General features: G+C 62.8%; 21 protein-coding genes. 10 read left to right on the forward strand and 11 right to left on the reverse strand.

Annotated elements, in window-relative coordinates; all coding sequences use genetic code 11:
- Window positions 1-138 precede the first annotated feature (138 nt).
- Entirely contained in the window at window positions 139-1,377 is a 1,239-nt protein-coding gene (locus tag HU749_RS25825; protein WP_014340310.1) for an MFS transporter, read from the forward strand.
- On the opposite strand, the gene HU749_RS25830 is transcribed toward HU749_RS25825, so the two are convergent.
- Genes HU749_RS25830 through HU749_RS25840 form a run of 3 tightly spaced genes read right to left on the reverse strand, consistent with a single transcriptional unit; the run spans window position 1,374 to window position 5,097 of the window.
- Entirely contained in the window at window positions 1,374-3,575 is a 2,202-nt protein-coding gene (locus HU749_RS25830; RefSeq protein ID WP_186651562.1) for a xanthine dehydrogenase family protein molybdopterin-binding subunit, read from the reverse strand. The genes HU749_RS25825 and HU749_RS25830 overlap by 4 nt on opposite strands.
- Window positions 3,575-4,576, reverse strand: coding sequence for an FAD binding domain-containing protein (locus tag HU749_RS25835; protein ID WP_186651564.1), 1,002 nt, complete (start codon window positions 4,574-4,576; stop codon window positions 3,575-3,577). Before HU749_RS25835 ends, HU749_RS25830 begins: the two co-directional genes overlap by 1 nt.
- Window positions 4,573-5,097 carry a (2Fe-2S)-binding protein gene (locus tag HU749_RS25840; protein WP_014340313.1) on the reverse strand — a complete coding sequence of 175 codons (525 nt, stop codon included), beginning with the start codon at window positions 5,095-5,097 and terminating at the stop codon, window positions 4,573-4,575. The genes HU749_RS25835 and HU749_RS25840 overlap by 4 nt, the downstream gene beginning before the upstream one ends.
- 192 nt (window positions 5,098-5,289) lie before the next feature.
- Here HU749_RS25840 and HU749_RS25845 point away from each other — a divergent pair, with 192 nt between their 5' ends.
- Window positions 5,290-5,568, forward strand: a complete 279-nt coding sequence (locus HU749_RS25845; protein WP_024618210.1) for a type II toxin-antitoxin system RelE/ParE family toxin — start codon at window positions 5,290-5,292, stop codon at window positions 5,566-5,568.
- Between the two features lie 15 nt (window positions 5,569-5,583).
- Window positions 5,584-5,871, forward strand: coding sequence for a HigA family addiction module antitoxin (locus HU749_RS25850; protein ID WP_014340315.1), 288 nt, complete (start codon window positions 5,584-5,586; stop codon window positions 5,869-5,871).
- A gap of 6 nt (window positions 5,872-5,877) precedes the next feature.
- On the opposite strand, the gene HU749_RS25855 is transcribed toward HU749_RS25850, so the two are convergent.
- Window positions 5,878-6,444: a DJ-1 family glyoxalase III gene (locus HU749_RS25855; protein WP_186651566.1), complete on the reverse strand. Its 567-nt coding sequence runs from the start codon at window positions 6,442-6,444 to the stop codon at window positions 5,878-5,880.
- Between the two features lie 140 nt (window positions 6,445-6,584).
- On the reverse strand, window positions 6,585-7,040 hold the full coding sequence (locus HU749_RS25860) for a DUF4879 domain-containing protein (RefSeq protein ID WP_186651568.1): 456 nt from the start codon (window positions 7,038-7,040) through the stop codon (window positions 6,585-6,587).
- Between the two features lie 204 nt (window positions 7,041-7,244).
- Here HU749_RS25860 and HU749_RS25865 point away from each other — a divergent pair, with 204 nt between their 5' ends.
- The 4 genes from HU749_RS25865 (at window position 7,245) to HU749_RS25880 (ending at window position 11,121) form a co-directional block, all read left to right on the forward strand.
- Window positions 7,245-8,540 carry an NCS2 family permease gene (locus HU749_RS25865; RefSeq protein ID WP_046065185.1) on the forward strand — a complete coding sequence of 432 codons (1,296 nt, stop codon included), beginning with the start codon at window positions 7,245-7,247 and terminating at the stop codon, window positions 8,538-8,540.
- Entirely contained in the window at window positions 8,537-9,616 is a 1,080-nt protein-coding gene (gene trmA / locus HU749_RS25870) for a tRNA (uridine(54)-C5)-methyltransferase TrmA (RefSeq protein ID WP_046065186.1), read from the forward strand. Before HU749_RS25865 ends, trmA begins: the two co-directional genes overlap by 4 nt.
- Before the next feature lie 207 nt (window positions 9,617-9,823).
- Entirely contained in the window at window positions 9,824-10,264 is a 441-nt protein-coding gene (gene aroQ / locus HU749_RS25875; protein WP_139051204.1) for a type II 3-dehydroquinate dehydratase, read from the forward strand.
- A gap of 5 nt (window positions 10,265-10,269) precedes the next feature.
- Complete coding sequence (locus tag HU749_RS25880; RefSeq protein WP_437127826.1) at window positions 10,270-11,121, forward strand: shikimate dehydrogenase; 852 nt, start codon at window positions 10,270-10,272, stop codon at window positions 11,119-11,121.
- A 57-nt stretch (window positions 11,122-11,178) separates the two neighbouring features.
- Here the strand turns inward: HU749_RS25880 and HU749_RS25885 are convergent, their stop codons facing one another.
- Both HU749_RS25885 and quiC read right to left on the reverse strand, forming a co-directional pair.
- On the reverse strand, window positions 11,179-11,856 hold the full coding sequence (locus HU749_RS25885; RefSeq protein WP_186651572.1) for a TetR/AcrR family transcriptional regulator: 678 nt from the start codon (window positions 11,854-11,856) through the stop codon (window positions 11,179-11,181).
- 103 nt (window positions 11,857-11,959) lie between these two features.
- The gene (gene quiC, locus HU749_RS25890) at window positions 11,960-13,861 is read right to left on the reverse strand and encodes a 3-dehydroshikimate dehydratase QuiC (RefSeq protein WP_046065189.1); all 1,902 of its coding nucleotides are present in this window, start codon (window positions 13,859-13,861) and stop codon (window positions 11,960-11,962) included.
- Window positions 13,862-14,126: 265 nt separating this feature from the next.
- Here quiC and HU749_RS25895 point away from each other — a divergent pair, with 265 nt between their 5' ends.
- A complete protein-coding gene (locus HU749_RS25895; RefSeq protein WP_046065190.1) occupies window positions 14,127-15,464 on the forward strand; it encodes an MFS transporter in 1,338 nt (445 codons plus the stop codon).
- 139 nt (window positions 15,465-15,603) lie between these two features.
- Here the strand turns inward: HU749_RS25895 and HU749_RS25900 are convergent, their stop codons facing one another.
- Both HU749_RS25900 and HU749_RS25905 read right to left on the reverse strand, forming a co-directional pair.
- Window positions 15,604-16,482, reverse strand: coding sequence for a DMT family transporter (locus HU749_RS25900; RefSeq protein ID WP_079302707.1), 879 nt, complete (start codon window positions 16,480-16,482; stop codon window positions 15,604-15,606).
- 62 nt (window positions 16,483-16,544) lie between these two features.
- Complete coding sequence (locus tag HU749_RS25905; protein WP_095963534.1) at window positions 16,545-17,321, reverse strand: IclR family transcriptional regulator; 777 nt, start codon at window positions 17,319-17,321, stop codon at window positions 16,545-16,547.
- A 211-nt stretch (window positions 17,322-17,532) separates the two neighbouring features.
- Here HU749_RS25905 and ypfJ point away from each other — a divergent pair, with 211 nt between their 5' ends.
- Together ypfJ and HU749_RS25915 are read left to right on the forward strand one after the other, a co-directional pair.
- Complete coding sequence (ypfJ, locus tag HU749_RS25910; protein WP_079303435.1) at window positions 17,533-18,417, forward strand: KPN_02809 family neutral zinc metallopeptidase; 885 nt, start codon at window positions 17,533-17,535, stop codon at window positions 18,415-18,417.
- Window positions 18,418-19,365 carry an alpha/beta hydrolase gene (locus HU749_RS25915; RefSeq protein WP_186651574.1) on the forward strand — a complete coding sequence of 316 codons (948 nt, stop codon included), beginning with the start codon at window positions 18,418-18,420 and terminating at the stop codon, window positions 19,363-19,365.
- 143 nt (window positions 19,366-19,508) lie between these two features.
- Here the strand turns inward: HU749_RS25915 and HU749_RS25920 are convergent, their stop codons facing one another.
- Window positions 19,509-20,102, reverse strand: coding sequence for an HAD family hydrolase (locus tag HU749_RS25920; protein ID WP_186651577.1), 594 nt, complete (start codon window positions 20,100-20,102; stop codon window positions 19,509-19,511).
- Window positions 20,099-20,968, reverse strand: a complete 870-nt coding sequence (gene tesB, locus HU749_RS25925) for an acyl-CoA thioesterase II (RefSeq protein ID WP_018604976.1) — start codon at window positions 20,966-20,968, stop codon at window positions 20,099-20,101. The genes HU749_RS25920 and tesB overlap by 4 nt, the downstream gene beginning before the upstream one ends.
- Window positions 20,969-21,058: the final 90 nt, after the last annotated feature.

A 21,058-nucleotide genomic window follows, 5' to 3' on the forward strand; every position in this document is an offset into this window, starting at 1 on the left:
CCACAGATAAATCCCCTCGCCACAAAAAACGGTGCGATGTGGAAGATCGATGCTTGGCTAACTATTTTTTCCGCCACCGCAACTTCCAGTTACAGCTCGGTGATAATCTCGATGCCTTCATCACCGGACCCGTCATAGATGCCCAGCCAAGCGCCGCTGCTGCTCCGTCACCACCGTCCCTTCATCGCCTTCTGGCTGGCCCGGATATTCACCGCCAGCGGTTTCCAGATGCTCACCGTGGCCATCGGCTGGAACCTCTATCAACTGACCGGCAACGTCCTGGACCTGGGCCTGGTGGGGTTGGTGGAATTTGCCCCGCGCGTGCTGTTCATGCTCCACACCGGACATGTGGCCGACCGCTATGACCGGCGCAAGGTGGCGGCCATCTGCCAGTCATTGCAGGCGATGATTGCCCTGGCGCTGGTGATCGGCAGCGCCACTGACAACGTCACGCGGGAGATGATCTTCATCCTCGCCTTCCTGCTGGGCGCCGCCCGCTCCTTCGAAATGCCGACCACCCAGGCGCTGCTGCCGAGCATCGTGCCGGCTGCGCTGTTTCCCCGTGCCGTGGCCGCCGCGCAATCGGCCCAGCAGTCGGCCACCATCGTCGCCCCGGCGCTCGGCGGCTTGCTCTACGCCTTTGGCAGTGTCTGGGTCTACGGGCCGACGGTGCTGCTTTACCTCATCGCCTGCGGCCTGATGCTCAACCTGCCCGCCCGGCAGACGCCGCTGAACAAAGGCAAGGCGACCCTGGATTCGTTGCTCGCCGGGATTCGCTTCATTCGCAGTCGCCCGGACATTCTCGGGGCGATCTCCCTGGATCTGTTCGCGGTGTTGCTCGGCGGCGCGACGGCGCTGCTGCCGGTGTTCGCCAAGGACATCCTGCTCACCGGGCCCTGGGGCCTGGGCCTGTTGCGCTCGGCACCGGCGGTCGGGGCCTTGCTGATGTCGCTGTGGCTGGCGCGGTTTGCCGTGGAACGCAAAGTCGGCCGGGTGATGTTCACGGCGGTGGGCGTATTCGGCGTCGCCACCATTGCATTCGGCCTCTCCACCTCGTTCTGGTTTTCCCTGGCGGTGCTGGTGGTGCTGGGCGCGGCGGACATGATCAGCATGGTGATCCGTGCCTCCTTCGTACAACTGGAAACACCGGATGAAATGCGCGGCCGGGTCAGCGCGGTGAACGGGCTGTTCATCGGCGCCTCGAACCAGTTGGGCGAGTTCGAGTCCGGCCTCACCGCCCACTGGTTCGGCACCGTGCCGGCGGTGGTCATGGGCGGCGTCGGCACGCTGCTGGTCACCGGAACCTGGATCAAACTGTTCCCGACCCTGGCCAACCGTGACCGGATGCACGAACCGGTGGATGAAGCAAAAGCCTAGAGCAGCTTGTCGAGGGTGATGGGGAAATCCCGCACCCGCTTGCCGGTGGCATGGTAAATCGCATTGGCCACCGCCGCTGCCACCCCGACGATACCGATTTCACCCACGCCCTTGGACCCGAGCGCATTGACGATCTCGTCCTGTTCCTCAACGAAAATCACCTCAATGTCGCTGATGTCGGCGTTAACCGGCAGGTGATACTCGGCCAGGTTGTGGTTCATGTGGCGACCCAGGGCGTGGTCCGTCAGGGTTTCTTCGTGCAAGGCCATGCCGACGCCCCACACCACGCCACCGAGAATCTGGCTGCGGGCGGTTTTCGGGTTGACGACCCGGCCGGCGGCGATGGCGCTGACCACGCGATTGACCTTCACCGTCCCCAGGTCTTCGTCCACCCGAACTTCGACGAACACCGCCGAGTGAGTGGCCGTGGCGTAGGCCTGGCGTTTTGCATCCGGCTCGGCAGTGACCTGGGCCTGCAATGGCGTCTCACCGCTTTTCTGCGCCAGCTCCGCGAGTGCAACGCTCGCTTCGCCCAGTCGCAGCTGACCATCGACAAACGTCACTTGCTCAAGGGTCGCGCCACTGAAGGCCGGACACGCCTGACGGGCCACGGCCAGGAGTTTTTCCTTCAGTGCTTCACAGGCCTGCTGTACGGCGGTGCCTACCGACGATACGGTGAACGAGCCGCCCTGCAGCGGCGCGGTGGGCAGCGATGAATCCCCCAGGACAAACGTGACGTTCTCAAGGCAAACGCCTGACGCCTCGGCGGCGATCTGGGTCATGACCGTGTAGGTCCCGGTGCCGATGTCAGTGGTGGCGCTGCTGACGGTCAGCTTGCCATTGGTGTCCAGCGACGCCCGGGCGCTGGCCTTCTGCTGCATGGCCTCCCACACGCCGCCGGCCATGCCCCAACCCACCAGTTGCCGGCCTTCACGCATGCTGCGCGGTTCCGGGTTGCGCTTGTCCCAGCCGAAACGACGGGCACCTTGGGCATAGCACTCACGCAGTTCCTTGCTGGAGTACGGCTTGCCTTCGTTCTCGTTGCTTTCGGCGTAGTTGATCAACCGCAATTGGACCGGATCGATCGCCAGGGCACAGGCCAGTTCATCCATGGCGCATTCCAGGCCAATCAAGCCGAGGGCGGCACCGGGAGCGCGCATGTCCAGGGGCGTGTAGACGTCCAGCGGCACCAGTTTGTACGTCAACTCGACGTTGTCGCAGTGATAGAGCATGCCGCTCCACTCCACCACGTGCTCGGTGAAGTCCTCGAAGCGCGAGGTCTGGCCGACGGCGCTGTGCGCCACGGCCAGCAAGCGACCGTTGGCCGCTGCCCCCAACTGCACGCGCTGGAGGGTTCGCGGCCGATAGCCAAAGGTAAACATCTGCTGGCGCGTCAGGCTGACCCGCACGGAACGCTTGAGGGCCAGTGCCGCCATCACGGCCAACGGCAATTGATATTGCGGGCGCAGCCCGGAACCGAAGGCGCCGCCGACAAACGCGGCAAACACTCGCACTTGCTCTTTCTCGAGCCCGAAGACTTTTTGCACATAGGCCTGGCCGTTTTGCGTGCCTTGGGTCTTGTCGTGGATGTGCAGGCTGCCATCAGGCTGATACAGCACGGTGGAGGCATGTGGCTCCATGGGGTTGTGGTGCTCAATCGGCGTGCTGTAGGACACATCCACACTGAGCGCGGCGCTGGCGTACTCGCCCTGAAAATTCCCACGGGGCTTGGGTAATTCGGTCGGTGCTGGATGGGCATCGTTTTGCAGGGTTATCAGATCGGTCTGATGCTCCTCGACCGCGTATTCGATGTCTATCAGCGAGCCGGCATACCGGGCCAACTCAAGATTTTCCGCCACCACCAGAGCCAGGGGCTGGCCGCTGTAGAGCACCTGGTCATTGTACAGCGGCCGGAACGGCGAGCCGTCCGCCGCATCGGCATCCTGGTAGGGTTCGTCGTAGCTGGCGATCCTCGGCCGGTTGGTGTGGTCGATGACCGCGACCACGCCGGGCAGTGCCAGGGCTCGGGACGCATCGATGCGCAATACGCGACCACGGGCGACCGTACCGGAGACGACGCTGCCGTGCAGCAAGCCGTCCTCGGGGTATTCGCCGGCATAACGGGCCTGGCCCGTCACCTTGAGCAGGCCATCGACCCGGTCGAGTGGCTGCCCTATGGATTTGCTCGGAGCGTTCATCAAGCGTGTCCTCCCTGCGCTGCGCCACCCAACGCGGCATCGCTCAAGGCGCGGACAATTGCCCGGCGCGCCAAGCGGATCTTGAAGCCGTTGTGCACCAACGGCTCGGCGTGCTGCAGCAGTGCATCGGCGGCGGCGGTGAAGGTTTCGCGGCTGACGGTCTGTCCGACCAGCCAGCTCTCCACGGCCCGGTCGCGCCACGGTTTATGCGCCACGCCACCGAGGGCCAGGCGCGCCTGGCGAATCACCGGCCCATCCAGTTCCAGCGCCGCCGCCACCGAGACCAGCGCAAACGCGTAGGAGGCGCGGTCACGGATCTTCAGGTAGTGGCTATGCTCGGCAAAACCGGCGGCAGGCAACTCGATGGCGGTGATCAGCTCATCATCGGCCAGTTGATTATCGCGCTCCGGGGCGTCGCCGGGCAGGCGATGGAAATCGGCGAACTCGATGGTCCGCGCCCCGCCCCGACCCAGGACATGGACCACCGCCTCCAGAGCGGCCAAGGCCACGCACATGTCGGAGGGATGGGTGGCGACACATTGATCGCTGGCACCGAAAATCGCGTGGATCCGGTTCAAACCGTCCCGGGCCGGGCAACCGCTGCCGGGCTTGCGTTTGTTGCACGGTACGCTCGCGTCATAGAAGTAATAGCAGCGGGTGCGTTGCAGCAGGTTGCCACCGGTGCTGGCCATGTTGCGCAGTTGCGGCGAGGCGCCCGCCAGGATGGCCTGGGCCAGCAGCGGATAGCGGCGCTCGATCCACGGGTGCCAGGCCAGGTCGGCATTGCTCACCAAGGCCCCGATCATCACCCCGCCGGACGGCGTTTCACTGAGGTCCGCCAGAGGCAGGCCGGTAATGTCGATCAGATGCTCGGGGCGGGTCAGGTTCTCTTTCATCAGGTCCAGCAGGTTGGTGCCACCGGCGATGAAGCGGGAAACCGGGCTCGACAAATCGACGGCCGCCTGCACGGTGTCGGGCTTGCTGTACTGGAAGGGATTCATTGATCACCTCCCGGTTGCCGGCAGAGCGGCAACGCCTCTTCGATGGCATCGCAAATGTGGGTATAGGCCCCGCAACGGCACAGGTTGCCGCTCATCAGTTCACTGATTTGCGCGCGGGTCTGCGCCCTGCCCTCATTGGCCAGCCCCACCGCTGAACAGATCTGCCCCGGCGTGCAGTAACCGCACTGGAACGCGTCATGGGTGATGAATGCCTGCTGCATGGGATGCAATGCCTCATCACCGGCCAGGCCTTCGATGGTGGTCAATTCGGCGCCGTCGCACATCACCGCCAAGGTCAGGCAGGCATTGATCCGCTTGCCATCGCGCAGCACCGTACAGGCGCCGCACTGGCCGTGGTCGCAGCCTTTCTTGCTGCCCACCAGGTCCAGTTGCTCACGCAGCAGGTCCAGCAACGTGGTCCAGGCCAGCACTTGCAACTCACGCACCTGACCATTGAGTGTCAGGCGGATCGGATGACGGACGAAGGACGCCGACGTCGCTTCGGACTGGGTCGCGCTCATGGAACACCTCACGGTTGGTCGTACTCGCGGCGTTTTGGGAAACCGCCGTCATAAGGGGTACGACTTCAGGGTGAGGCGAAGCGTTCAAGGCAATTTGCGATGCTGTGGCGATGCAAGAAGCACGGTTTTAAAGAGGCTGTGCGGTATATATGTACCGCAGTGAGTGTAATGTATCGCCTTACACTCCATTCCATGATTAAATCTTTCCAGCACAAAGGCCTCAGGCTCTTTTATGAGACGGGGTCGACCCGTGGTATCCGGGCGGACCACGGAAAACGCCTGGCCCGTATGCTCCAGTTCATGGACAGGGCGCAGGTCGCCAACGACTTGGATATTCCCGGATGGCGATTGCATCCGCTCAAAGGTGAGCTGGATGGATACTGGTCGCTGGGAGTTTCGGGAAACTGGCGGGTTATTTTTCGTTTCATCGGGTCCGATATCGAACTGGTCGATTATCTGGACTATCACTGATCAGGAGGCTGGAACATGCCCATGCACAATCCGCCACACCCTGGCGAAACCTTGCGGTTGGACGTGCTGCCCGAACTGGGCATCACCGTCACCGAACTGGCGCGACACCTGGGTTTCGCCCGGCCTCATCTTTCCCGGGTCTTGCATGGTCATGCGCCCATCAGCCCCGACCTGGCCGTGCGCCTGGAGCGTGCCGGGATCGGCAAGGCCAGGGTCTGGCTGGGCGTCCAGACCGACTACGATTTGTGGCAAGCCGAGCGGCGCGTGCAGCCTGTGATTGAACCTTTCCCACAACACGCTTGATGTCTGTCAGGCCAGCAACTCCGCCGCCACCACGCTCCTCACGCCCTTGCCACTGAGTTGTTCCACCAGCGTCAAGGCAAACGCCAGGGCGGCGGCCGACCCCTGGGCCGTGATGCAGTTGCCATCCACCACCACGGGTTGATCGACAAAACTGCACCCGGACAACTGCTGGCTGACGGCGGGCAGGCAGGTCATGCGCCGCTGGCGCAGGACGCCGAATGCCTGTAGCGCCAGGGCCGGGGCTTCGGCGATGGCGGCGAAAAACCGTCCGGTGGCGGCCTGGCCCTTGATCAGTTGTTGCAGCGGCTGATGGGCCGCCAGGTGTTGGGCGCCGATGATGCCGCCCGGCAGGACGACCAGGTCGAAGTCCTGCACGAGCATGTCCACCAGCATGCCATCGGCCGTCAGGCGCGTGCCGCGGGCGCAGGTGAGCATCCGCCGCCCTTCGATGCTCGCCACCACGGTTTCGATCTGCGCTCGACGCAGCACATCGATCAGGGTGACCGCCTGCAAGTCGTCGACACCCTCGGCGACGACTATCAGGGCTCGGGGGATCTTGGTTCCTGGAATCATGGGCGCTCTCTCCACTGGCTGATACCTGTAGTGTAGGAGCTGCCGAAGGCTGCGATCTTTTGATAGGCGCTTGAGATTCAAGCGTCAGAGGGGAAGATCGCAGCCTCGCTTCGCTCGACAGCTCCTACAGGGGACAGCGGTTATTTGATGTACAACTGGGTCGACATCCGGTTGCCCGGTGCATTGATCGACTGGTTGCTGAAGCTGAAGGTGCCCTCTTGCTTGCCCTTCAGGTCGAAGATGTACAGATAGCCGACGACCTTGGTCCGCACGGAGCAGTCATTGAGATTGCCATTACTGTACGCACACACGGGCGAGCGGGTGCCGTCGACTTCAAAGCCGTCCAGGGCGGCACGGGGCTGGCGGCCATAACCGACCTCCAGCACGTAGACCTTGATATTCGGGCCGCTGTGGTCGCAACGCGTCTGCGCCTGCCCCGGGACGACATCCTCGAAGCCACAGGCCGGCGACTCGACCTTGAGCACCTTGACCTCGCTCAAGGGCGGTGCCGACGCGGCATTGGCGGCCTGGCCGGACAACCACCAGCCCAGCATGCAACCCACCGTCGCCAGCAGCTTTTTATTCATGCAATACATAGAGACCTCCCGAAACCGCGCGCAGTATGGCCCACTTGGCGCGTTGGCAAAACATCGACGACGATCGCAGCCACAACGCTACGCTGCTGGTATGATGCGCGGCTTTTTCCGACCCACAGAAAATTCCCGGGCGCCGCTGGCGACCTGTGCTTTGCTGTTGAGGTCGATACATTCACGGCGCCGGGCGCGCCACGGGGAGCAGACATGCTGGAAAGGCTGTTTCAACTCAAGGCACACAACACCAACGTGCGGACCGAGATCCTGGCGGGCGTCACAACGTTCCTGGCCATGGCCTACATCCTGTTCGTCAACCCGAGCATCCTCGGCGAAACCGGCATGGACAAGGGCGCGGTGTTCGTCGCCACCTGCCTGGCAGCGGCCATTGGCTCCACGGTCATGGGCCTGATCGCCAACTACCCGATCGCCCTCGCACCGGGCATGGGCCTGAATGCCTTCTTTACCTACACCGTGGTCCTGCACATGGGCCACACCTGGCAAGTGGCGCTGGGCGCAGTGTTCATCTCCGCCGTACTGTTCTTCATGTTGTCGATCTTTCGTATCCGCGAATGGATCATCAACAGCATCCCGCTGCCGCTGCGCTCGGCGATTGCCGCCGGTATCGGCCTGTTCCTGGCGCTGATCGCCCTGAATAACGCCGGCATCGTGGTGAAAAACCCGGCGACCATGGTCGGCCTCGGCGACTTGAAACAACCGGCGCCGATCCTCGCGACCCTTGGCTTTGTCCTGATCGTTGCCCTCGAAGCCTTGAAAGTACGCGGCGCGGTGCTGATCGGCATCCTGGCGGTCACCCTCGTCTCGATCCTGATGGGCTTCACGCCGTTCGGCGGCGTGATGTCCATGCCGCCGTCCCTGGCCCCGACCTTCCTGCAACTGGACATCAAGGGCGCCCTGGACATCGGCCTGGTGAGCGTGATCTTCGCCTTCCTGTTCGTCGACCTGTTCGACAACTCCGGCACCCTGATCGGCGTCGCCAAGCGCGCCGGGCTGATGGGCAAGGACGGCCACATGCCAAAGATGGGCCGTGCGCTGATCGCCGACAGCACCGCCGCCATGGCCGGTTCGCTGCTGGGCACCTCCACCACCACCAGCTACATCGAATCGGCAGCGGGCGTCAGCGCCGGCGGCCGCACCGGCCTGACCGCCATCGTGGTGGCGTTCCTGTTCCTGCTGGCGCTGTTCTTCTCGCCATTGGCCGCCAGCGTCCCGCCTTTCGCCACCGCCCCAGCCCTGCTGTTCGTCGCTGTGCTGATGACCTCCGGCCTGGCAGAGATCGACTGGGACGACATCACCGTCGCCGCGCCAGTGGTGGTGACCGCCCTGGCAATGCCGTTCACCTATTCCATCGCCAACGGCATCGCTTTCGGTTTCATCGCCTGGACCGCCATCAAACTGGTGTCTGGCCGTGGCCGTGAGCTGAACCCGGCGCTGGTCATTCTGTCGATCCTGTTCGTGATCAAGTTGGGTTGGTTCAACGCATGACTTTTGATTCCCAAGCCTACGCCGCTCAGCTCCAGGACAAGGTCACCCGCTTGCGTGACCTGTTGGCGCCGTTCGATGCACCAGAACCTGCGGTGTTCGACTCGCCCCTGGAGCACTTCCGCCTGCGCGCCGAGTTCCGTCTCTGGCGCGAGGCCGGCGAACGGCACTACGCAATGTTCTCCCAGGACGACAAGCGCACCCCGATCCTCATTGAGGAGTTTCCCATTGCCAGCCTGCGCATCAACCAGTTGATGCCGCAACTCAAGGCCGCCTGGCAAGCCAGCGCGCCCCTGAGCCACAAGCTGTTCCAGGTGGAGTTCCTGACCACCCTGGCGGGCGATGCAATGATCACCCTGTGTTATCACCGCCCGCTGGACGAACACTGGCACGCTGCCGCCTCGAAACTGGCGGCTGACCTGGGCGTGAGCATCATTGGCCGCTCCAAGGGCAAACGCGAAGTGATCGGCCATGACTACGTGGTGGAGAAGCTCGAAGTGGGCGCTCGCACCTTCAGCTATCGCCAGCCTGAAGGCGCCTTCACCCAGCCCAACGGCACGGTGAACCAGAAGATGCTCAACTGGGCTTATGACGCGCTGGGCGATCGCAGCGACGATCTGCTGGAGTTGTACTGCGGCAACGGCAACTTCACCCTGCCCCTGGCCACCCGCGTGCGCAAAGTGCTGGCCACCGAAATCAGCAAGACCTCGGTGAACGCCGCGCTGAGCAACCTCAGCGAAAACGCGGTGGATAACGTCACGCTGGTGCGCCTGTCCGCCGAAGAGCTGACCGAAGCCCTGAACGAAGTCCGGCCGTTCCGTCGCTTGCATGGCATCGACCTGAAAAGCTACGAATTCGGCAGCGTCTTCGTCGACCCGCCTCGCGCCGGCATGGACCCGGACACCTGCGAGCTGACCCGACGTTTTGACAACATCCTGTACATCTCCTGCAACCCTGACACCCTCGCCGCGAATATCGCACAACTGAACGACACCCACCGCATCACGCGCTGTGCGTTGTTCGATCAATTTCCCTGGACCCATCACATGGAGTCCGGGGTGTTGTTGACTCGGCGTTAAGCAGAGCCCTCTGTGGCTAGGGAACAAGCTCCCTAGCCATAATTCCCTCCTGCAAATCTCACCATAGCTAAAAGGTCATGTTCGATCATCGAACACTTATTGCCCGATGACCGCTGCTTTATTTGACCAAATTAACCATCTAGTACAATTTATCTCCACCGGCTGAAACCCCGCCGACACCAACAATAAAAATGTGGAGAAATTGCGATGCCTCCGATCGTTCTGGTGCTCAACGGCCCGAACCTGAACCTGCTCGGCACCCGCGAGCCGGCGACCTATGGCCATGAAACCCTGGCTGACATCTCGGCACTGTGCGGCCGCGCCGCTGAAGAACTCGGCCTGGCGGTGGAGTTTCGCCAGACCAACCAGGAAGGCGAATTGCTGGACTGGGTTCACGGCGCCCGTGGCCGCTGCGCCGGTATCGTCATCAACCCGGCAGCCTGGACCCACACCTCCGTGGCGATCCGCGATGCCTTGGTGGCCAGCGAAGTACCGGTCATCGAAGTCCACCTGTCCAACGTCCACGCCCGTGAAACCTTCCGTCATCACTCCTTCGTCTCATCCGTCGCCATTGGCGTGATGTGCGGGTTTGGCAGCCATGGTTATCGCCTGGCCCTTGAACATTTCAGTCAGCGGTTGAAGGGTTGATGAGCATGTCGAATATCACTGTGCTGGCCGGCCTGATCGGCGCGGGCATCCAGGCCTCTCGCACACCGGCGATGCATGAGCGTGAAGGCGATGCCCAAGGCATGCGTTACCTCTATCGGCTGATCGACCTTGACGCGCTGAAGCTCGACAGCGGCGCCCTGGCCGATCTACTGGTGGCCGCCGAACGCATGGACTTCACCGGCCTGAACATCACCTTCCCCTGCAAGCAGGCGATCATCCCGCTGCTCGATGAGTTGTCACCCGAGGCCCGCGGTATCGGCGCGGTCAATACCGTGGTGCTCAAGGACGGCAAGCGCATCGGCCACAACACCGACTGCCTGGGGTTCGCCGAAGGTTTTCGTCGCGGCCTGGGGGATGTGGCGCGCAAGCGTGTGGTCCAGATGGGCGCCGGTGGCGCCGGCGCGGCGGTGGCCCATGCGCTGTTGATGGAGGGCGTAGAAACCCTGAGCATTTTTGACGTCGAGGCCAGCCGTGCCGAGGCGCTGGCCAACAACTTGAATCAACACTTCGGCGCTGTCCGCGCCCGCGCCGGGCATGACCTGCCCACCGCCATGGCCGAGGCCGATGGCCTGGTGAACACCACACCCATGGGCATGGCAAAACTACCGGGCATGCCGGTGCCGGTCGAGCTGTTGCGCGGCACGTTGTGGGTCGCGGAAATCGTCTACTTCCCACTGGAAACCGAACTGCTGCGCAACGCCCGCGCGGTCGGCTGCCGCACCCTGGATGGCGGCAACATGGCCGTATTCCAGGCGGTGAAGGCGTTCGAACTGTTCAGCGGCGTGGCACCGGATGCGCAGCGGATGCTGGCGCATTTCCAAAGCATGAACCACTAAAGCCTGACTACATCCCCTGTGGGAGCGGGCTTGCTCGCTCCCACACTGGATTCGGTGTCAGGCCCGTAGATACCGCAACACCGACTCACACACCATCTGCCGATGCCGCTGCTTGACCGCTTCATCCGACAGGTCGATCTGAAAGATCTCACCGAATGTCTGGCGATTGGACACCCGGTAAAAACAGAACGAACTGATCAGCAGATGCACATCCAGCGGCTCGAGGCCAGCACGGAACACGCCCTCTTCAGCGCCGCGCCGCAGGATCACGCCCAGGGAATCGAGGATGGTATTGGTCATCGCCTTGATCGCGCCTGACTGCTTCACGTACTCGGCGTTGTGGATGTTCTCGATGCAGACGATGCGCACGAAATCCACGTTGCGATCGTGGTGGTCGAAGGTGAACTCCACCAGGCGCCGGATCGCATCGACCGGGGTCAGTTCCGCCAGGTGCAGGCGGCTCTCGGTGGTGCGGATATCCCCATAGAGTTTTTCCAGCACCTCGACGTACAACTGCTCCTTGCTGCCGAAGTAGTAGTAGATCATGCGCTTGGAGGTGTGGATGCGCTCGGCGATGGCATCGACCCGGGCGCCAGCCAGGCCTTGCTGGACGAACTCGACGATGGCTTCCTGAAGAATGTTTTCCCGGGTCTTCTCCGGGTTGTTCTTGCGACTCTTGCGCGGCGCGACGACGGGTTCGTCGAGCGCTGCGGGAAGCTCTGGATTCATAGTCATTGCGGGGCTCACGGCCATCACTGCACAGGCTGGCGATTATGGGCCGCACCGTGCACTGAAGGAAGCCACGACACGGCCCATTACCGCCACGTTTACGATTTCCCTACAACTTGGCGTGTCGCAAACCACCGCTGCGGGACTTGGCCATGGCCGCCAGGCGCACCGCGACATTGGCGGCGCCATAACCGGCGTAACCGTTCTTGCGCTGGATGATCTCGAAGAAAAACCGCCCTTCGAACGGCTCGGTGTAGACGTGGAACAGCTCGCCACCCTGGGCGTCACGGTCGTACAACACGTTGAAGTAGGCCAGTTCGCTGAGGAACTCGTCGTCGAAATCGAAACGCGCCGCCAGGTCGTCGTAGTAATTGAGCGGGATGTCCAGCAACGGTACGCCCGCCTCCTTGGCACGACTGACCTGGGCGAAGATGTCGTCGCAGTCGAAGGCGATGTGATGCACGCCGGAGCCGCGATAACTCGACAGCGCGTGTGAGATCGCGGTGTTGCGATTCTCGGAAATGTTCAGCGGCAAGCGGATCGAACTGCAGCGGCTGCGCAGCGCACGGCTTTTTACCAAGCCATAAGGGTCGGGCAAGACCACTTCGTCGTCGGCCTCGAAATCCAGCAGGCTCTTGTAGAACAGCACCCAACTGTCGAGGCTGTCGGCCGGCAGCGCCATCGCCATGTGGTCGATGCGCTTGAGCCCGGCCCCAATGACCGCACCCGGCTGCAGGTTGAAATCAGTGCCATAGACATCGGCCTGCTGGTCCACCAGGTAAATCAGGCTACCGTCCGGTGCGCGCACCGCCGCCAGCTCCAGTTCATTGGGCCCCACCAACCCACGATAGGGCTGGCCTTTGTAGGCAACGGCCCGCTCCAGGGCGCTGGCACTGTTTTTCACGCGCACGGCGGTGGCGCACAACGACGGTCCGTGGGCTTCGAAAAAACTGTGGGCGAACGAGTACGGTTCGCTGTTGAGGATCAGGTTGATATCGCCCTGGCGCAGCAGGCTCACATTCTTCGAGCGATGCTGGCCGGCCTTGACGAACCCCAGCCGTTCCAGCCAATGGGACAGCTTGGCGCCGAGGTTATCGTCCACGGCGAACTCGAGGAATTCGATGCCATCGTATTCGCTGGCCGGCGGCGTGGCGAACAGGATATCGGCGTTGCCAACGGCGCTCGCTTCTTCGGCCAGGCGCTGGCGGGTCTTTTCTTCCAGGTACAGCAGCGAGCGCAGGCCGTCGGCGGCATTGGCCCGTGGCGGCGCGGCGCGGAAACCGTCGTTGAAGATTTCCAGCGACAGCGGCCCGGTATAGCCACTCTTGATGATCGGCGCCAGGAAACCCGGCAAGTCGAACTCACCCTGCCCCGGGAAACAACGGAAATGCCGGCTCCATTCCAGGACATCCATGGCCAGGATCGGCGCGTCGGCCATTTGCACGAAGAAGATCTTGTCGCCGGGAATCTCGGCGATCGCGCTCGGGTCGCCCTTGAGGGACAAGGTATGAAAGCTGTCGAGCAACACCCCGAGGCTGGGGTGATCGGCCTGGCGCACGATATTCCAGACCTGTTGATAAGTATTCACGTGGCGGCCCCAGGCCAGCGCTTCATAACCGATACGCAAGCCCCGCGCACCGGCCCGTTCGGCCAGCAGGCGCAGGTCATCGATGAGAATCTGTTCATCGCCGACGCTGTCGGCCGAGGCGTTGCTGCACACCAGCACCAGGTCGGTGCCCAGTTCCTGCATCAGGTCGAACTTGCGCTCGGCCCGCTCCAGGTTGCGCGACAGGCGATCGCGGCGGCAGCCTTCGAAGTCGCGAAACGGTTGGAATAACGTGATGGCGATGCCCAGGTCGGCGCACATCTGCCTGATTTCCCGAGGGCTGCCATCGTAATAGAGAAGGTCGTTCTCGAAAATTTCCACCCCGTCAAAACCGGCGGCGGCAATGGCTTCGAGTTTTTCTGGCAAGGTACCGCTCAAGGACACGGTGGCAATGGAACGCTGCATGACTTCGGCTCCCGGGACAGACATCGGCTACAAAGGTGCGCCGCTTTTAAAAGAGTGAGCCGATTATTGAGCTGCCAGTTTCTTTCAGCAATTTAATATGTACCATCCGGTTAGTTTTTTGGGCGATTATCGAACAAAATGCCCATAGCTGAATTGACGATTTTTTGCTCACTGCGCACCATCGCTCCCACATTGACGCCGGCCCTGCCGACCTCGATGGACAGACCCAGACCAACCATAAGAATTTCAAAAACGGGTACACGTTATGATTCCTTCCCAAAGTTCCCGCCTGGCCCCCGCCCTGGGAGTCTCCACCGGCAGCATCGGTGACAAGATCCGCGGCGCCATGGCCGTGGGCAAGACCCGTTGGGGCATGCTCGCCCTGGTGTTTTTCGCCACGACCCTGAACTACATCGACCGCGCCGCCCTGGGCGTCATGCAGCCGATCCTGGCCAAGGAAATGAACTGGACGGCGATGGACTACGCCAACATCAACTTCTGGTTCCAGGTCGGTTATGCCGTCGGCTTCGTGTTGCAAGGGCGACTGATCGACCGGATCGGCGTCAAGCGCGTATTCTTCTGCGCCGTGCTGCTCTGGAGCCTGGCGACCGGCGCCCACGGCCTGGCCACCTCGGCGGTGGGCTTCATGGTCTGCCGTTTCATCCTCGGCCTCACCGAAGCCGCCAACTACCCGGCCTGCGTGAAGACCACACGGCTGTGGTTCCCGGCGGGCGAACGGGCCGTGGCCACCGGTATCTTCAACGCCGGGACCAACGTCGGCGCAATGTTCACCCCCATGCTGCTGCCGCTGGTCCTGCACGTGTGGGGCTGGCAGGCCGCGTTCCTGTGCATGGCCGCCCTCGGCGGGATCTGGCTGCTGTTCTGGGGCCTGAAATACTTCAACCCCGAAGACCATCCCACCGTCAAACAGTCGGAACTGGACTACATCCAGGCCCAGGACGAACCGGACCAGGTCCGCGTGCCGTTCTCACGCATCCTGCGCATGCGCGGCACCTGGGCGTTCGCCCTGGCCTACTCGATCACCGCCCCGGTGTTCTGGTTCTACCTCTATTGGTTGCCGCCGTTCCTGAACCAGCAGTACAACCTGGGCATCAACGTGACCCAGATGGGCATCCCGCTGATCATCATCTACCTCACCGCCGACTTCGGCAGCGTGGGTGGCGGCATCCTGTCTTCGTTCCTGATCGGCCGTGGCCTCAATCCGATCAAGGCGCGACTGGTGTCCATGCTGCTGTTCGCCTGCTGCATCATCGGTGTGATCATGGCAGCAGGTTCCAGCAGCCTGTGGATGGCGGTGTTCGCCATTTCCCTGGCCATCGGCGCGCACCAGGCCTGGACCGCCAACATCTGGAGCCTGGTCATGGACTACACGCCCAAGCACATGATGAGTACGGTGTTCGGCTTCGGCGGCATGTGCGCGGCCATCGGCGGGATGTTCATGACTCAACTGGTGGGCCACATCCTCACGATCACCAACAACAACTACACCGTGCTGTTCACCCTGATCCCGGCGATGTACTTCATTGCCCTGACCTGGCTGTACTTCATGGCACCGCGCAAGGTGCCTACGCTGGAAAACTGATTCCAGTGAGCCCGGGATTATTTATCCCACTGTGGGAGCAAGGCTTGCCCGCGATGAAGACGATGCGGTCCCAAGTGAACCGAGGCGCCTTCATCGCGGGCAAGCCTTGCTCCCACAATTGATCCCTCCACAATCCGCGTTACACCCGCCGCTGTTGCCACGCCGCCGCCAACCCACTCAAGCAGATCAAGGTGATGCCCACCACGGTGGTCAGCGTCGGCGTGTGGTTGAACAACAACCAGCCCAGCAGCCCGGCAAACACGATCTGGCAGTACCCGAACGGCGCGAGCAGCGCCGGGGCGGCAAAGCGGAAGGCCTGGGTCAGCATCAGGTGCGCCGTCATCCCGCAGGCGCCCAGCGCCAGCATCATCGCACCGTGCAACAGGCTCGGCACTTGCCAGAAGAACGGCACCAGCGCGCTCATCACCAAGGTGTTGCACAGGCCGGCGAAGAAGTTGCTGGTGGTCGGGCTGTCGATCTCGCTGAGCTTGCGCGTGAGCAATTGATAGAAACAGAAGAACAGCGCCGAACAGAACGGCAATATCACCGCCGGGGTGAACAGATCGCCGCCGGGATGGACGATGATCAAAACCCCGATAAAGCCGAAGATCACCGCGATCCATTGGCCGCGTGTCACGTGTTCGCCCAGCAATGGCACCGACAAGGCGGTGACCAGCACGGGCGCGAGGAAGTTGACCGCCGTCGCCTCCGCCAGCGGGATATACAACAGCGCCGTGGTGAAGAACAGGCTGGTGCCCAGCAGGCACAGCGCCCGGGCCAGTTGCCACAAAGGACGCTTGGTCCGCAGGACCCGCAGCCCCGAGCGGGGCAGGAAAATACCGGCCATCAACAACGTGTGCACCACGTAACGTGCCCAGACCACCATGATGATCGGGTAGAAACCCGAGAGATATTTCGACAAGGCGTCATGACTGGAGAACAGAAACGTCGCCACCAGAATAAGCAGGATGCCCTTGAAAGCCTGATTGACGCCGGAAAGCGGAGTGCTGACGGTCATGTAGGAATCCTGCGTTGCGTGATGTAGGGAGCACGGCTTGCCTGTGACGGATGAGACCGCATTCAGCTGAACAACTCCGAGGCCTGACTGGCTTGCGACAACTCCTCGGCAAACGCCAGCAAGGTCGGTGCCAGCTCATGCAACCGTGCCCGCGTCATCCGTGCGCTGGGGCCGGCAACACTCAACACACCGATGACCCGGCCATCCAGTGGATGACGGACCACGGCGGCAATGGCCGACGTGCCGATCGCCGAGCTTTCCTCGACACAGGCATAGCCTTGTTCGCGGGCCTGGTGCAGATACTGGAGCAGTTCAGCCGGGCTGCGTGGTGCGTTTGGCCCGGCGTCCGCCGGCACTTGCACGGCCTGGCGCGCCACCAGCGCCAACGCCTCGGCGTCACTCATGCAAGCCAGCCAGGCATGGCCCGATGCGGTATAGGACAACGGCGTCTCACGCCCCATGTCCGGGTCGTAGCGCAAGCCGGAACGGGCCCCCTGAGACTTGGCGATCCAGGTCTGGCACGCCCCTTCGATGACACCCAGGCGCACCAGTTCACCCGTTTCCTGTGCCAGGCGATCGAGCACTGGCTGGACGATGTCGGCACCGCTTCGCGACAGATAACGAAAGCCCATGGCGACCAGGCGCGTCGACAAGTGATAACGCAGATTCTCGGGATTCTGGCGCACATAGCCCAGGCGCATCAGTTCGGCGAGCAAACGGTGGGTGGCGCTCTTGGGAATCTGCAACTGTTCGGCCAAGCCTAGTAGCGGCCAGCCGCGAGGGTCGCTGGCGAGGCTTTCCAGCACATTGAAAACCCGTTCGATTTGACTGCCGGCCATGAGCGATCCAAAGATAAATTCGTCGATTCCAGAATATGCAAAGTGTAATGCAAATTCTGGAACCGGTGCGCCATTCATGCATGCCCTGATGAACCAAACCCCGCGCCGGTTGCCTGAAAGCTCAGGCATCACGCGCATCCTGACGCCCCAAAAGCTAGACTCACCGCAACGGCAGTACAGTGACACCCCGGCCAATCAGAGGAACGCCCACATGTTATGGAAAAAAGGTCGCCGCAGTGACAACGTGGTGGACGCTCGCGGTGACGGTGGGGGCGGCGGCGGAATGCGTTTCGGCGGCGGCAAGGGGTTGAGCCTGACGGCCGTCCTCCTGATCGTCGGCATCGGCTGGATCACCGGTCAGGACCCGATGCAGATTCTCGGGCAACTGGCCGGGCAGATGGACCAGTCCGCCCCCGCCACTTCACAAACCCGCCAGGCACCGCCGGCAAACGATGAACAGGCCGAGTTCGTGCGCTCGATCCTCGGCGATACCGAAGACACCTGGGGCCAGGTGTTCCAGCAGGCCGGACGCCAATACCAGCAACCCAAACTGGTGTTGTTCAGCGGTCGGGTCAACTCGGCCTGCGGCCTTGCCTCGTCGGCGACCGGTCCGTTCTATTGCCCGGCAGACCGGCAAGTCTATTTGGACATGAGCTTCTTCAAGGAAATGTCCCAACGCTTCGCTGCCGCCGGGGACTTCGCCCAGGCCTACGTCATTGCCCATGAAGTCGGACACCATGTGCAGACGCTGCTCGGCGTGTCGGCGAAAATCCAGGAAGCGCGCCAGCAAGGCCGTCAGATGGAGGGCGATGGCGGCTTGTTGGTACGCCAGGAGTTGCAGGCCGATTGCCTGGCGGGTGTGTGGGCCAACCATGCGCAAAAACGCCTGAACTGGCTGGAGCCGGGAGACATCGAGGAGGCCTTGAACGCCGCCAATGCCATCGGCGATGACCGCTTGCAGCAACAAGGCCAGGGCCGCGTGGTGCCGGACTCCTTCACCCACGGTACTTCGGCACAGCGCGTGCGCTGGTTCAAGACCGGGTTCGCCCAGGGCCAGGTCAGCCAGTGCGACACGTTCGCGGCGAAAACCCTGTAGATGAAGTGGGGGGCGTTGATCGGGCTGGTGCTGTGCTGCGCCGTTGCCCGGGCCGAGGAACACGGCGTCAACGTGGTCACCCAAGGGCGACTGCAGTTCAAGGGCGGCGCCATGGCCGTCGCCGTAAGCCCACCGCCGACATCCATCCAGCGCGTGCTGATCATCCTCCACGGTCGGCTGCGCAATGCCGACACCTACCTGCACAGCGCGGAAAAGGCTGCCGGGCAGGCCGGGCAACTGGGCTCCACCCTGATCATCGCCCCGCAGTTTCTCAACGAACAGGACGTGGCGCGCCATCAATTGCCCAATGACCTCCTGCGCTGGCAAGGCAACGACTGGATGGCCGGTGGCTTATCCACAGGGCCCAATCCAGTCAGTTCCTTCCAGGTACTCGACGACATCGTTGCGCGAGTCAGTGACCGGCAGCAGTTTCCCGAAGTGAAAGAGATCGTCATCGCCGGCCATTCCGGCGGCGCCCAGGTCGTGCAGCGCTATGCCCTGCTCGCCCACGGCCAATACCGGATCCGCCCACGCTTTGTCATCGCCAACCCGTCGTCCTATGCCTACTTCGATGCGCAACGGCCCATGGCGTTCGATCCTGCCAGTTGCCCTGGCTTCAACCGCTGGAAATACGGCCTGCAGAACTTGCCAGCCTACGCGGCGGGGCAAACACCCGCGCAACTGGAAGATAACTACGTCAAACGCGACATCGTCTATCTGCTCGGACAACAAGACACCGACCCGGAACATCCTGCGCTGGATAAAGGCTGCGAAGCACAAACCCAGGGGCCGTATCGGTTACTGCGCGGGCATTTCTTTTTCGACTACCTGACCCGGCGTCATCCCGAGGGGTTGAACCAGCGGCTGATCGAAGTGCCGGGGGTGGGGCATAACGGGGATGGGATGTTGACTTCGCCTGAGGGGCTGAAGGTGTTGTTTGATCAGTGAGTCTTGTAGCGGTCGAAAGGGCCTCTTCGCGAGCAGGCTCGCTCCCACAGGAGACCTCTGTTGATCGCAGTTTTTTTGCCCATACCAGAGCCCCTGTGGGAGCGAGCCTGCTCGCGAAGGCGGCGGGTCAGTCACCACCTATCTCAAGCCGAAAGCATCCGCCGCAACTCCCCACAATCGCGCGCATGCCAATCCGCCAGCTCCGGCCACGGATTGTCCGGCAGATTCACCAACACCGTTCGCGCGCCCGCCGCCCGACCGCAGTCCAGGTCAAAGCGGTAGTCACCGACCATCACCATCGCTTCAGGCGCCACGCCCCAGGCCTCGGCCAACTTCAACAGGCCACCGGGGTGGGGCTTGGGCGGTGCTTCGTCGCGGCCCAGCACATCCTCCACCGCGAAACAGTCCGCCAGGCCGATGGCCTCCAGGGTGACGTGGGCCAGCTCGCGGGCGTTGCGGGTGAGGATGCCCAGGCGATAACCGCGCCCGGCCAGCTCGCGCACCAGTTCAACCGCCCCTGGCGCGGGCTTGGAGCCCAATGCCAGGTCCCGTTCGTGCTCCAGCAGCCAGGCATGCTTGGCCGCGGCCTCCTCCGCCGGCAACGCGGCCAGGTGGGTCAGGATGTCGTCTTCGGCCGGAATCGCCAGGGCCACGCGGATCGCCGCGAAGTCATGCACGGCGATCGTCAGCGTGCCATCCATGTCGAACACCCAGTGACGGACCTCGGCCAAGCTCATGCCCAGTCCTTGCGATGGCGAATCAGGCCTTCCTGGGTGACAGACGCCACCAGTTGCCCGGCGCGGTTGAACACGCTGCCACGGGAGAACCCACGGGAATTGCCGGCCCACGGGCTGTCCATGGCGTAGAGCAACCAGTCGTCGGCGCGCAGGTCAGCATGGAACCACAAGGCGTGATCGAGGCTGGCGACCTGCATATCCTTGTGCCACACCGATTTACCGTGGGGCAGCAGCGAAGTGGTCAACAGGCCGAAGTCCGACGCGTAGGCCAGCAGGTATTTGTGCAAGGCCGGCGAATCCGCCAGGGCGCCATCGGCACGGAACCACACGTATTTGACCGGGTCGGCCGGTTGCGGGTTGTAAGGGTCTTTTTCGGTGACCGGGCGCACCTCGATCGGCTTGGGGCACAGCAGTTTTTCGCGCATGTGCTCGGGCAGCAGGTGCGCGCGCTGCTGGGTCAGCTCCAGCTCGGACGGCAGGTTCTCCGGCCCGACGACTTGCGGCATGCTGCTCTGGTGCTCAAAGCCTTCTTCGTCATACTGGAACGACGCGCTGCAGGTAAAGATCGGGTTGCCCTTCTGGATCGCCGTCACCCGGCGGGTGCTGAAGCTGCCACCGTCGCGCACCCGGTCCACCTGGTAGACCACCGGCAGCGCAGCGTCGCCTGGACGCAGGAAATAACCGTGCATCGAATGCACATGGCGCGCCGCTTCCACGGTCTGGCTGGCCGCCGACAACGACTGGCCCAGTACCTGGCCGCCGAACAACTGGCGAAACCCCAGGTCCTGGCTACGTCCGCGAAACAGGTTCTCTTCGATCGGTTCCAGGGTCAGCAGGTCGACCAGATCTTCCAACACGTGGCTCATTCAGACTTTCCTCACACAGCGCAAAAACCGCGCAGTCTATGCTGCTGCGGCGGATCGATAGTGGCCCGGGCCATTTTGGCGGGCATTGTA

This window comes from Pseudomonas ogarae (genome assembly GCF_014268695.2).
Taxonomy (GTDB): domain Bacteria; phylum Pseudomonadota; class Gammaproteobacteria; order Pseudomonadales; family Pseudomonadaceae; genus Aquipseudomonas; species Aquipseudomonas kilonensis.